Source organism: Pseudomonas donghuensis, from assembly GCF_000259195.1.
In the GTDB taxonomy this organism is placed as follows: Bacteria; Pseudomonadota; Gammaproteobacteria; order Pseudomonadales; family Pseudomonadaceae; genus Aquipseudomonas; species Aquipseudomonas donghuensis.
On record NZ_JH650782.1, the window covers coordinates 1 to 11,920 of the forward strand.

The following is an 11,920-nucleotide window of genomic DNA, read 5'->3' on the forward strand; positions in this document are numbered from 1 at the left end:
GGTGTCCTAGGCCACTAGACGAAGGGGACACACTACAACATTCACTCCCTGCCGCGTTTCGCTGTGTGCTTTACGCTGCAAGTGGCGCGCATTCTAGGGATGCTTTGATAAGCCGTCAACCCCTCTGTATAAATTTATTTAAATCAATGACTTCGCGAAGCTTTGCAGCCTTCTGCCAGGCCATCGCGCGCCTTACGCTTGACGTTTTTTTTCTGACGCCCTACCCGCCTTCGGCCCAGCAGCCACGGCAGGTTGAAAGCAAAAGGCCATCAACTACCCCCCAGGCAACTGCCAAACAGCTCTATCCGGCTAAAAGCTTAGCCACTACACTCAAACAGTAAATCATCCTGTATGAGGCGTTAACGGTGACACCACTTCTGATCACCCTGCTTATAGTAGCGGGGATCGCGTTATTGATCGTGATCGGCTACCTGAACAACGTGGTCGAGAACAACAAGCTCGAGCGTGCCCGGCTGAAGATCGAGCTGGCCGAACGTTTGCGCCGTTGTGGCGAAATCACCGAAACCTTTCCTGGCCAGTTGATGACCCCGGCACTCAAGTTGCTACTGACCCGCCTGGAACTCAACCTCAACCAGCGCCGACTGGCCCTGGACAAACACAGCCGCGACATCCGGGCGCGGATTGCCGAGCTTGAAGGGCTGATCGCCAAGGGTGAGGCGCTGCCGGTGAACAATCCGCCGATGCCGATTCAAACCGAAGCCCGGGCCAAGGATGTCCGCTTCCTGCTCGAAGGCATGCATAACCAGATTACCCGTGCTGCTCAGGAAGGCTTCCTGCCGACCAACGAGGCCAAGTACTGGGTCAAGGAAATCCGCCATATCCTGGTACTGCTGCACATCGAGTTCTTCAACAACCTCGGCCAGCAGGCGCTGCAGCAAAACCAGCCAGGGCATGCACGCCTGGCGTTCGAGCGCGGCGTGCAGTACTTGCGCAAGCAGCCGGACCCGGCGGTTTACCGCGAGCAGCTCGAGTACATGGAGAAGCTGTTGGCCCGCGCCAACGCTCAGGTGCTGAGCCAGCTGGAACCGGCCGCGGACGAAACCAACGCCTTGACCGAAGGCCTGAAAACCGACACCACCGAAGACTGGAAGAAGAAAGTCATCTACGACTGAGTTCTGGTTGACCCGATCGCCGGCAAGGCCGGCTCCCACAGGTCCTGTATACACCGAACCTTGTGGGAGCCGGCCTTGCCGGCGATCGAGCGCAAAGCGCTCGTCAGCAATCAGTCAAACGCAGAAAGATCCCCGCCAAGCGCTCCAGCCCCGCCTGATCCACCTCACTGAAGCGCGCCAGCTTAGGGCTGTCCAGGTCCAGCACGCCAATCAAGCGCCCGTCCTTGACCAGCGGAATCACCAGCTCACTGTTCGATGCACTGTCACAGGCAATGTGCCCGGGAAATGCGTGCACGTCTTCGACCCGCTGGGTTTCCCGGCTGGCCGCGGCCGCACCGCATACACCGCGACCGAAGGGAATACGCACACAGGCCACCTGCCCCTGAAACGGCCCGAGCACCAGTTGCTCGTTGCGATTGAGGTAGAAGCCAGCCCAGTTCAAGTCATCGACCTGGCTATAGAGGAACGCCGAAAACTGCGCGGCGTTGGCAATGAAGTCACGCTCATCGGCAAACAGGGCTTCCAGCTGGGCCGCCAGCAGGCCGTAGCCTTCGAGGCCAGCGCCGGTAGCGTTGAGGTCGATCATGGTTTTTGCTCCAACAGTTTCAGCCCGACCCAATAGCGGGCGAACTGGTAGGCGCATCTGCCGTTACGGTTGCCGCGGCCGGTCGCCCAGCGTACAGCGAGAATGTCCAGCTCCTCGTCGCGGCTCCAGACCAGCTCCGCGCGCCGGGCCAGCTGGCCGATCCAGTGTTCGACCACGTTGAGGAAGTGCTCCTGGGTGAAGGGGTAAAACGACAGCCACAGGCCGAAGCGGTCAGACAGGGCAATCTTGTCTTCCACCGCCTCGTTGGGGTGCAGCTCGCCGTCGACCATCTTCCAGTTTTCGTTGTCGCTCTGTTTCTCCGGCACCAGGTGGCGGCGGTTCGAGGTAGCGTACAGCAGCACGTTATCCGGGGCCTGCTCCAGCGAGCCATCGAGCACGCTCTTGAGCACCCGGTAATCGCCCTCCCCGGCTTCGAACGACAGGTCATCGCAGAACAGCACGAAGCGTTGCGGCAGTTTCTGCAGTTGCTCAACCACCCGCGGCAAGTCGGCCAGGTGATCACGCTCGATTTCGATCAGGCGCAGGCCGGCCTCGGCATGCTCGGCCAGCAACGCTCGCACCAGCGATGACTTGCCGGTACCGCGCGAACCCCAGAGCAGTGCATGGTTGGCAGGCATGCCATCAAGAAACTGGCGGGTGTTGCGCCCCAGTTGCTCGCGCTGCTGATCGACACCGATCAGGTCGGACAGGCGCATGTCGAGGCTGACCTCCAGCGGCAACAGGTAGCCGCTACGGCCATCACGCTGCCAGCGCGCAGCCAGGCATTGCGACCAGTCGATGTTCGCACGCACCGCCGGCAACAAGGGCTCAAGGCGGGCAAGCACGGTTTCTGCACGTTCCAGAAAAGCATTCAAACGAGAGTCCACAAGATTTCCTCAAGACAGTTGCAAGGACAAAGGCATAGCTGAATGTGTGACAGGGCGTGCCAGCAGCCGGGACTGATCGGCTATGCTTGCGCAGCGCACGGAATGTGAAACTGGCTCGGGACTCATGGATATCAAGTTCACCAATCGCCTGTCCTACAAGCAAGCCCGGCTGACGGTCCTGGTCGGCTTCATCCTGGGTACATTGCTCAGTCTCATCCAGATCGGTATCGATTATGCCAGTGAAGACGCCTCTATCAACCGCGAGATGCTGTCGCTGCTGGAAATCAGCCATAACCCGGCCTCGCGCATCGCGTACAACATCGATGCCGAGCTGGCCCAGGAGCTGACCCGCGGCTTGCTGCAATCGCCGGCGATCACCCGCGCCTGGCTGATCGACAACAACGACACCGTACTCGCCGATGTTCAGCGCCCACGCCAGGAAAGCAGCTACCGGCTGATCAGCGATTTCCTCTTCAGTGAGTCACGCCAGTTCCAGGACCGGCTGTTTCTCAGCCATATGCCCGACGAGTCCCTGGGCACGCTGTTCCTGGACGTCGACACTTTTGCCTTCGGCAGCCGCTTTCTCAAGCGTGCCGAAGTCACCTTGCTCAACGGTTTCATCCGCAGCCTGATTCTGACCGGCATTCTTCTCGGCCTGTTCTACATCATGCTGACCCAACCGCTGGTACGGGTGATCAGGGCCTTGAGCAACAGCGACTCACGCAATCCGTCGCAGTCCAAGCTGTCGTTCCCACCGGGCCATGAACTCGACGAGATCGGCGTGCTGGTCAAGGTCGCCAACCAGCAGTTCGTCAGCATGGCCACCGAGATCCAGCAACGGCGCAACGCCGAAAACCGCCTGACCGATTACCTCAACGAACTGGAGAACATCGTCTCGGCGCGCACCAATGAGCTCAAGGCCAGCAACACCCGTCTGAGCCAGTCCAATGAAGAGCTCGAAGTCGCCCGGCGCCGCGCCCTGGACATGGCTCAGGCCCGCGCGGCCTTCCTGGCCAACATGAGCCACGAAATTCGCACGCCGCTCAATGGCCTGCTGGGCATGATCGCCCTGTCCCTGGACAGCCCGCTCAATGCCGAGCAACGTCAACAGCTGTCGATCGCCCACGACTCGGGAAAAGTGCTGGTCGAGCTGCTCAACGATATTCTCGACCTGTCCAAGTTCGACGCCGGGCAGCTTGAACTCGAGCGCATCCCCTTCGACCTCGGCGCCCTGGTCGAAGACACCGCCAATCTGCTGTCGCAGAACGCAGCACCGAGTGTCGAGCTGACCTGCCTGATCGATCCGCTGTTTCCCTCGATGGTACTCGGCGACCCAACCCGGGTGCGGCAGATCGTCAGCAACCTGCTGTCCAATGCCTTGAAATTCACCCGCTTCGGCCGTGTCGATGTGCGCCTGACCAGCTACCCCGGCGGTATTCGCCTGGACGTCTGCGATACCGGCATCGGCATCCCCAGTGAAGCCCAGGTGCGGATCTTCCAGCCCTTCACCCAGGCCGGTGCCGGAATCACACGCCAGTACGGCGGTACCGGCCTGGGGCTGGCGCTCACCAACAACCTCTGCGAAGCCATGCAGGGGCGCCTGAGCATCAGCTCCGAAGCCGGTTTCGGTAGCCAGTTCAGCGCCGAACTGCCCTTGCCCAGCCACACCCCGGCAGTCCCTGCACAACCGTTGCAGGGTAGCGTTGCCGCAATCAGTAATGCCAGCAGCGGCCTGGCCGAACTGTTGCTCACCCTGCTGCCCGGCTGGGGCCTGGACTACCAGCGCTACGATCATCCGACGCAACTTGGGCAGGCACAGCCAGACCTGCTGATCACCGACGACTTGGACTGCCTGTTCAGCCTGCGCCCGCAGATCAGCGCGCCGATTCTGCTGGTGACCGCCTATGGCAACTTCCTGCCCGGTGAACAGGCCGCACACCTGGCGCCGTTGCAGCAGCAGGCGCGACCGCTGGCGCGCAATGCCCTGTATCAGACGCTGCGGCGCACCCTGCATGGCACCGACAACATCAACCAGTCCCCATTGGACGGCGCCCAGCACAGTGAACGGCGCGCGCGCATCCTGCTGGTCGAGGACAACCCGGTGAATCAATTGGTGGCCAAGGGCATGCTGGCCAAGCTCGGCTGCGAGGTCAGCGTTGCCGCCCATGGCGCCGAAGCCCTGGAACAGCTGGAACAGGCACCATTCGACCTGGTGCTGATGGACTGCAACATGCCAGTGATGGACGGCTACGAAGCCAGCCGGCGCATCCGCCAGAGCGGACGCTGGCCAGACCTGCCGATCGTCGCCCTGACCGCCAACGCCATGCCCGAGGAACGCGAACGTTGCCGGGCAGCGGGGATGAGTGATTACCTGGCCAAACCGTTTCGCCGCGAAGAACTGCTGGCGCTGATCGATCACTGGGTGCCGCTGACGGCTACCTGAGCAGCTTTTCGATCGAGCCGGTCAAGGCGTCCGGCTTGGTGCTTGGCGCATAGCGGCTGACCTTGCCGGTGGCCGGATCAATCAGGAACTTGGTGAAGTTCCACTTGATCCCTTGCAAGCCGAACAAACCGGGCGCGCGCTTTTTCAACTCGACGAACAACGGATGGGCACCGCTGCCGTTGACCTCGATCTTGCGAAACAACGGGAAGCTGACACCGAAGTTGAGCTCGCAGAACTGCGCGATCTCCCGCGCATCACCGGGCTCCTGCTTGCCGAACTGATTGCAGGGAAAGCCCAGCACCACCAGCCCCTGTTCGCGATAACGCTGCCAGAGCTGCTCCAGGCCTTTGTACTGCGGAGTAAAACCGCACTGGCTGGCGGTGTTGACCACCAGTAGCGCCTTGGCGGGGTAATCGGCCAGGGCTTTTTGCTCACCGGTGAGGGTAATGCAGGGGATCTTCAGCATTGCGTCAGCCATGACCTTTCTCCTTTTATCAGCGGGGCACCAGGTCCAGGCAGACCGAGTTGATGCAATAGCGTAGCCCGGTCGGCGGCGGGCCGTCAGGGAACACGTGCCCCAGGTGGGCGTCACACTTGGCGCAGGTCACCTCGGTGCGGATCATACCGTGGGAGGTGTCGCGAATCTCGATCATCGCGCTGTCGGCAATCGGCTCGTAAAAACTGGGCCAGCCGCATCCGGAGTCAAATTTGGCTTTCGAATCGAACAGCGCTTCGCTGCAGCAGATGCAATGGTAGACGCCGTCGGTCTTGGTGCCATTGTACTTGCCGCTGAACGGCCGCTCGGTGCCCTTCAGGCGGCACACGTTGTACTGCTCGGGGTCGAGCATGGAGCGCCATTCTTCGAGGGTTTTCTCGAGTTTTTCCATCATCAGGCCTCATCTGTCCAAAAACCCCGCGCCATGGCTTTTCCACAGGGCGGGCGGCACGTATATTATTGCGCCTCATCAGACATCAGTCTGGCACCCGCGTCACACGCATTTCAAACGTTTTCACAGCGCATTGCGCGGCGATCTTTTCTAATCGGGATCACATCATGCAGGTCAGCAAATCGAACAAGCTCGCCAATGTCTGCTACGACATTCGCGGCCCGGTGCTCAAGCACGCCAAACGCCTGGAAGAGGAAGGCCATCGCATCCTCAAGCTGAACATCGGCAACCCGGCACCCTTTGGTTTCGAGGCGCCGGACGAGATCCTCCAGGACGTGATCCGCAACCTGCCGACCGCCCAGGGCTACAGCGACTCCAAAGGCCTGTTCAGCGCGCGCAAGGCGGTCATGCAGTACTACCAGCAAAAGCAGGTAGAAGGTGTCGGCATTGAAGACATCTATCTGGGCAACGGCGTCTCCGAACTGATCGTGATGTCGATGCAGGCGCTGCTCAACAATGGCGACGAAGTGCTGATCCCGGCTCCGGACTATCCGCTGTGGACCGCCGCGGTAAGCCTGGCCGGCGGCAACCCGGTGCACTACCTGTGCGACGAGCAGGCCGACTGGTTCCCGGACCTGGACGACATCAAGGCCAAGATCACCTCCAACACCAAGGCCCTGGTGATCATCAACCCGAACAACCCGACCGGCGCGGTGTACTCGCGCGAGCTGCTGCTGGGTATGCTCGAACTGGCCCGCCAGCACAACCTGGTGGTGTTCTCCGACGAGATCTACGACAAGATCCTCTACGACGAAGCCGTGCACATCAGCACCGCTTCGCTGGCGCCGGACCTGCTTTGCCTGACCTTCAACGGCCTGTCCAAGTCCTACCGGGTGGCGGGTTTCCGTTCCGGCTGGCTGGCCATCTCCGGGCCCAAGCATCACGCCCAGAGCTACATCGAAGGCATCGACATGCTGGCCAACATGCGCCTGTGCGCCAACGTGCCGAGCCAGCACGCGATCCAGACCGCCCTCGGTGGCTACCAGAGCATCAACGACCTGGTACTGCCGCAAGGCCGCCTGCTCGAGCAGCGCAACCGTACCTGGGAGCTGCTCAACAGCATTCCCGGGGTCAGTTGCGTCAAGCCGATGGGTGCGCTGTATGCGTTCCCGCGCATTGATCCGAAGGTCTGCCCGATCCACAACGACGAGAAATTCGTCCTCGACCTGCTGCTCTCGGAGAAACTGCTGATCGTTCAGGGGACAGCCTTCAACTGGCCGTGGCCGGACCACTTCCGCGTGGTGACCCTGCCCCGGGTCGACGACCTGGAGCAGGCCATTGGCCGTATCGGAAACTTCCTGAAGACATATCAGCAGTAACCTACCGTTGATATGGAATCGTCTGCGCCATTAGCGGCGCAGACCTTACACACCGAGTTTTCAGCACTGATATCACCCGCCGCTCTGGCGTGCGGGTTGCTGGAATTCGTCTGTAATACAGGCAAGTACACAGTTTGAAATAGTCGCCCGGTTGAATCACCGCAGCGCGCACCTTATATACCCCGCATACGTGACACTTTTATCCGTCAGGAGAACGTAACAACCATGATGCGCATCTTACTGTTTGTGGCCACCAACCTCGCGGTTGTGCTGATTGCCAGCATTACCCTGAGCCTGTTTGGCTTCAACGGGTTCATGGCGGCCAACGGGGTTGACCTCAAACTCGACCAGCTGCTGATTTTCTGCGCGGTATTCGGCTTTGCCGGCTCGCTGATCTCGCTGTTCATCTCCAAGTGGATGGCGAAGATGAGCACCGGCACCCAGATCATCAGCCAACCGCGCCCCCCCCCCCCGCCACGAACAATGGCTGCTGCAGACCGTCGAGGAGCTGTCCCGCGAAGCCGGCATCAAGATGCCGGAAGTCGGTATCTTCCCGGCTTACGAGGCCAACGCCTTCGCCACCGGCTGGAACCGCAACGATGCCCTGGTAGCGGTCAGCCAGGGCCTGCTCGAGCGTTTTTCGCCCGATGAAGTGCGCGCCGTACTGGCCCACGAAATCGGCCACGTGGCCAACGGCGACATGGTCACCCTGGCCCTGGTGCAAGGCGTGGTCAACACCTTCGTGATGTTCTTTGCCCGCATCATCGGCAACTTCGTCGACAAGGTGATTTTCAAGAACGAAGAAGGCCAGGGCATTGCCTACTACATTGCAACCATCGTCGCCGAACTGGTACTGGGCATTCTGGCCAGCATCATCGTCATGTGGTTCTCGCGCAAACGCGAGTTCCGCGCCGACGAAGCCGGTGCCCGCCTGGCCGGCACCAACGCAATGATCGGCGCCCTGCAGCGCCTGCGCTCGGAACAAGGCGTGCCGGTGCACATGCCCGACACCCTCAATGCCTTCGGCATCAATGGCGGCCTCAAGCAGGGCCTGGCTGGCCTGCTGATGAGCCACCCGCCGCTGGAAGACCGTATCGAAGCCCTGCGCCGTCGCGGCTGATCGGACACCGGTAACAAAAAAGGGCGACTTCGGTCGCCCTTTTGCATTTCAGCGCTGCAGGCGGTACACCCGCTCGGACAGCTGCGGCACTGCGGCCTGAACGAACTTGGGGCTTTCGGCGAGAATGTCCCGCGCCTCCAGCTCAAGAGGCTGCCAGTCAGCAAACAACTGCTGCACCTCAGCATCGCCCACGGCAAAGGGCGGCCCCGGCAGCAGGGCCTGGTCGTAATCCATGCTGATCAACAGCCCCTGGCAACCTTGCGCCAGGCACCCGCCGAGCAGCGCCGCATAGCGCTCGCGCAACGCTGGCGGCAAGGCGATCACCGCCGCTCGGTCATACAGCGCACTGCAGTCAGCGATATCTTCAGCATTCAGGGCAAAGAAATCTCCGCACCAAAGCTCCAGATTACCGCTGCGATAGGTCGTGAACACACCTTGCTGAGCGACCTCAGGCTGTAACTGCTGCTCGCTGAAAAAGTCCTCCACGGCACGCTGGGAAAGCTCGATGCCGAGCACCCGATGGCCCCGCCCGGCCAGCCAGGCCAGGTCCAGGCTTTTGCCACACAGGGGCACCAGCACCTTGCTGCCGGACGCCAGGCCCAGGGCCGGCCAATATTGTTGCAGGTAGCTGTTGACCTGCCCCTGATGAAAGCCGATCTGGTTGTCTGCCCAGCGCTTGTGCCAGAACTCTGCCTGCATGGCATACCTCGAATTATTCGATCAGATTATGCAAAAACTTATATTGGAATTAGATCAATGATCTGCCTGAAGATAGCCCCATCTTAACCCTCAGGACGCTCCCCATGCTGCCCAGCCTGTTTATTTCTCATGGCTCGCCGATGCTCGCCCTCGAGCCAGGCGCCAGCGGCCCGGCCCTGCAGCGCCTGGCAAGGCAACTAGCGCGACCCAAGGCCATCGTGGTGGTCTCCGCGCACTGGGAGAGCCGCGAGCTGTGGATATCCAGCCATCCCCACCCCGAGACCTGGCATGACTTCGGCGGTTTTCCCGCCGCCCTGTTTGCCGTGCAATACCCCGCGCCCGGCGAGCCGGCGCTGGCCGAACGCCTCAAGCACCTGCTGTGCGATGCCGGCCTGCCGGCCCGCCTGGACCCCAAGCGACCGTTCGATCATGGCGCCTGGGTACCCTTGTCGCTGATGTACCCGGCCGCCGACATTCCCGTGGTACAGGTTTCACTACCCAGCCAGCTGGGCCCACAACTGCAGGAACGGATGGGCAAAGCGCTGTCCGGGCTGCGCGAAGAAGGCATCCTGCTGATCGGCTCAGGCAGCATTACCCACAACCTGCGCGAACTGGATTGGCAGGCCGGCCCGGACAGCGTCGAGCCCTGGGCCCTGGCATTTCGTGACTGGATGATCGACAAGCTGGCAGCCGACGACACCCCTGCCCTGCATGACTACCGCCAGCGGGCGCCGTTTGCAGTGCGCAACCATCCGAGCGATGAGCACTTGTTGCCGCTGTACTTCGCCCGGGGTGCAGGTGGGCGCTTCGGGATTGCCCACCAGGGGTTTACGCTCGGGGCGTTGGGGATGGATATCTACCGGTTCGACTGATCCTGCGCGCTTGATCGCTGGCAAGACCGGCTCCCACAGGGTAGATGCACGCTCCCACTACAGACAGTTGCTCCCACGGACAGCGCCACAGCTTGGCACAGGCAAAAAAAATCCCCGAACCAGTCGGGGATTTTTTTATCGCTCGCGGATCAGTCTTCGCGGTAACGGCGCAGCTTCAGCTGCTTGCCGGCAACACGAGTGTCCTTGAGCTTGGTCAGCAGACGCTCCAGGCCTTCTTCCGGCAGCTCGACCAGGCTGAAGCTGTCGCGCACCTGGATGCGGCCGATGGCTTCGCGGGCCAGGCCGCCTTCGTTGAGGATGGCGCCCAGCAGGTTCTTGGCGGCGATACCGTCACGCGCGCCCAGCGCGGTACGGCAGCGAGCACGACCTTCGCCCAGCGGCATCGGTGCACCACGCTCACGCTCGCCACGCTCTGGACGATCGCCAGTGCGCTCACGCGGGGTGTAGGTCGGAACCAGCGGCTGCTCTTTCTCGACGGCTTCCAGGGTCAGGGCCTGACCGTTGGTAGCCTTGCGCAGCAGGGCAGCGGCCAGGGCACGCGGGCTGCAACCGATGTCGGCAGTCAGGCGATCAAGCAGATCACCGTGGGTCGACTCAGCATCGGCAACCAACGGCGCCAGGCTGTTGGTCAGCTTCTTGATGCGGGCATCGAGAACGGCCTGAGCGTTCGGCAGGCGAACTTCGGCAACTTTCTGACCGGTCACACGCTCGATCACCTGCAGCATGCGACGCTCGCGCGGGGTAACCAGCAGCAGCGCACGGCCTTCACGACCCGCACGGCCGGTACGGCCGATACGGTGAACGTAGGACTCAGGGTCATACGGCATGTCGACGTTGAACACGTGAGTGATGCGCGGTACGTCCAGGCCACGGGCAGCGACGTCGGTGGCGACGACGATGTCCAGACGGCCGTCCTTGAGCGAGTCGATCACGCGCTCACGCTGGTTCTGGGCAATGTCACCGTTCAGCGCAGCGGCTTTGTAGCCTTTGGCTTCCAGGGCGCTGGCCAGGTCCAGGGTGGCTTGCTTGGTCCGCACGAAGGCGATCAGCGCGTCGAACTCTTCCACTTCCAGCAGGCGCAGGACAGCGGAAACCTTCTGGTCGGCGTGGACCATCAGGTGGGCTTGTTCGATGGCGGTGACGGTCTGGGTCTTGCTCTGGATCTTGACGTGCTTCGGCTCGCGCAGGTGGCGCTCGGCGATGGCACGGATCGAAGCAGGCAGGGTGGCCGAGAACAGCACGGTCTGACGGCTTTCCGGCATGGCCTTGAAGATCACTTCGAGGTCATCCATGAAGCCCAGCTTGAGCATTTCGTCGGCTTCGTCGAGCACCAGGTGGTTGACGGTCGCCAGGACCTTCTCGTCGCGACGCAGGTGGTCGCACAGACGGCCCGGGGTAGCAACGACGATTTGCGCGCCGTTACGGATAGCTTTCAGTTGTGGGCCCATCGGGGCACCACCGTACACGGCCACCACGGTTACGCCCGGCATCTGCTTGGCGTAGGTTTCGAAAGCGGTGGCTACTTGCAGCGCCAACTCACGGGTTGGCGCCAGGATCAGGGCTTGCGGCTCGCGCTTGCTCGGGTCGATGCGGTGCAGGATTGGCAGAGCGAAGGCAGCGGTTTTACCGGTACCGGTCTGCGCCTGACCGATCATGTCGTGACCAGCGAGAATAATCGGGATCGATTGCTGCTGAATGGCGGACGGCTCTTCGTAGCCGGTAGCCAGCACTGCAGCAACAATGCTCGGATGAAGTTCGAGAGCGGCGAAGCCGCCGGTTTCCTGGGTCATGGGTCTGCCTCTAAGTGCATCCGCAAAGACCCATGCTCCAAAGCTGCACATGCCTTGTAAGACCCGAAGGTCACCCTGGCAGCTTTGTCGGCGGGGATTTGCG

The 11,920-nt window shown here is 61.7% G+C and carries 10 protein-coding genes and 1 pseudogene; 5 read left to right on the forward strand and 6 right to left on the reverse strand.

The features are described 5' to 3' along the window. The first annotated feature begins 365 nt into the window (after positions 1-365). Entirely contained in the window at positions 366-1,133 is a 768-nt protein-coding gene (locus tag UW3_RS0123750) for a hypothetical protein (RefSeq protein ID WP_010226281.1), read from the forward strand. Between the two features lie 103 nt (positions 1,134-1,236). Here UW3_RS0123750 and UW3_RS0123755 read toward each other — a convergent pair whose 3' ends face one another. Continuing rightward, positions 1,237-1,719 carry a GAF domain-containing protein gene (locus UW3_RS0123755; RefSeq protein ID WP_010226283.1) on the reverse strand — a complete coding sequence of 161 codons (483 nt, stop codon included), beginning with the start codon at positions 1,717-1,719 and terminating at the stop codon, positions 1,237-1,239. Next, the gene (locus UW3_RS0123760) at positions 1,716-2,606 is read right to left on the reverse strand and encodes an ATP-binding protein (protein ID WP_010226285.1); all 891 of its coding nucleotides are present in this window, start codon (positions 2,604-2,606) and stop codon (positions 1,716-1,718) included. The genes UW3_RS0123755 and UW3_RS0123760 overlap by 4 nt, the downstream gene beginning before the upstream one ends. Positions 2,607-2,688: 82 nt before the next feature. On the opposite strand from UW3_RS0123760, the gene UW3_RS0123765 reads away from it, so the two are divergent. Continuing rightward, positions 2,689-5,049, forward strand: coding sequence for a response regulator (locus UW3_RS0123765; protein WP_010226286.1), 2,361 nt, complete (start codon positions 2,689-2,691; stop codon positions 5,047-5,049). On the opposite strand, the gene UW3_RS0123770 is transcribed toward UW3_RS0123765, so the two are convergent. Together UW3_RS0123770 and msrB are read right to left on the reverse strand one after the other, a co-directional pair. After that, complete coding sequence (locus tag UW3_RS0123770) at positions 5,042-5,527, reverse strand: glutathione peroxidase (protein ID WP_010226287.1); 486 nt, start codon at positions 5,525-5,527, stop codon at positions 5,042-5,044. The two genes, UW3_RS0123765 and UW3_RS0123770, sit on opposite strands and share 8 nt — an antisense overlap. A gap of 16 nt (positions 5,528-5,543) precedes the next feature. Then, positions 5,544-5,936, reverse strand: a complete 393-nt coding sequence (msrB, locus tag UW3_RS0123775; RefSeq protein ID WP_010226288.1) for a peptide-methionine (R)-S-oxide reductase MsrB — start codon at positions 5,934-5,936, stop codon at positions 5,544-5,546. Positions 5,937-6,103: 167 nt separating this feature from the next. Between msrB and UW3_RS0123780 the strand changes: the two genes are divergently transcribed. Both UW3_RS0123780 and htpX read left to right on the forward strand, forming a co-directional pair. Next, on the forward strand, positions 6,104-7,315 hold the full coding sequence (locus UW3_RS0123780; RefSeq protein ID WP_010226289.1) for a pyridoxal phosphate-dependent aminotransferase: 1,212 nt from the start codon (positions 6,104-6,106) through the stop codon (positions 7,313-7,315). Positions 7,316-7,540: 225 nt separating this feature from the next. Next, positions 7,541-8,435 (forward strand): annotated as a pseudogene (gene htpX / locus UW3_RS27605) (protease HtpX). Between the two features lie 48 nt (positions 8,436-8,483). Here htpX and UW3_RS0123790 read toward each other — a convergent pair. Continuing rightward, positions 8,484-9,134, reverse strand: coding sequence for a thiopurine S-methyltransferase (locus UW3_RS0123790; protein WP_010226292.1), 651 nt, complete (start codon positions 9,132-9,134; stop codon positions 8,484-8,486). A gap of 104 nt (positions 9,135-9,238) precedes the next feature. Here UW3_RS0123790 and UW3_RS0123795 point away from each other — a divergent pair, with 104 nt between their 5' ends. Then, positions 9,239-10,006 carry a DODA-type extradiol aromatic ring-opening family dioxygenase gene (locus UW3_RS0123795; RefSeq protein WP_010226293.1) on the forward strand — a complete coding sequence of 256 codons (768 nt, stop codon included), beginning with the start codon at positions 9,239-9,241 and terminating at the stop codon, positions 10,004-10,006. A gap of 149 nt (positions 10,007-10,155) precedes the next feature. Here UW3_RS0123795 and UW3_RS0123800 read toward each other — a convergent pair whose 3' ends face one another. Beyond that, on the reverse strand, positions 10,156-11,817 hold the full coding sequence (locus UW3_RS0123800; RefSeq protein WP_010226294.1) for a DEAD/DEAH box helicase: 1,662 nt from the start codon (positions 11,815-11,817) through the stop codon (positions 10,156-10,158). Positions 11,818-11,920 lie beyond the last annotated feature (103 nt).

What these genes read in the sequence shown, in the direction of transcription:
- msrB (WP_010226288.1), bottom strand. Translation starts at nt 5,936, where the DNA reads ATGGAAAAACTCGAGAAAACCCTCGAAGAATGGCGCTCCATGCTCGAC.
- UW3_RS0123770 (WP_010226287.1), bottom strand. Translation starts at nt 5,527, where the DNA reads ATGGCTGACGCAATGCTGAAGATCCCCTGCATTACCCTCACCGGTGAG.
- UW3_RS0123780 (WP_010226289.1), top strand. Translation starts at nt 6,104, where the DNA reads ATGCAGGTCAGCAAATCGAACAAGCTCGCCAATGTCTGCTACGACATT.
- UW3_RS0123795 (WP_010226293.1), top strand. Translation starts at nt 9,239, where the DNA reads ATGCTGCCCAGCCTGTTTATTTCTCATGGCTCGCCGATGCTCGCCCTC.
- UW3_RS0123790 (WP_010226292.1), bottom strand. Translation starts at nt 9,134, where the DNA reads ATGCAGGCAGAGTTCTGGCACAAGCGCTGGGCAGACAACCAGATCGGC.
- UW3_RS0123755 (WP_010226283.1), bottom strand. Translation starts at nt 1,719, where the DNA reads ATGATCGACCTCAACGCTACCGGCGCTGGCCTCGAAGGCTACGGCCTG.
- UW3_RS0123800 (WP_010226294.1), bottom strand. Translation starts at nt 11,817, where the DNA reads ATGACCCAGGAAACCGGCGGCTTCGCCGCTCTCGAACTTCATCCGAGC.
- UW3_RS0123765 (WP_010226286.1), top strand. Translation starts at nt 2,689, where the DNA reads ATGCTTGCGCAGCGCACGGAATGTGAAACTGGCTCGGGACTCATGGAT.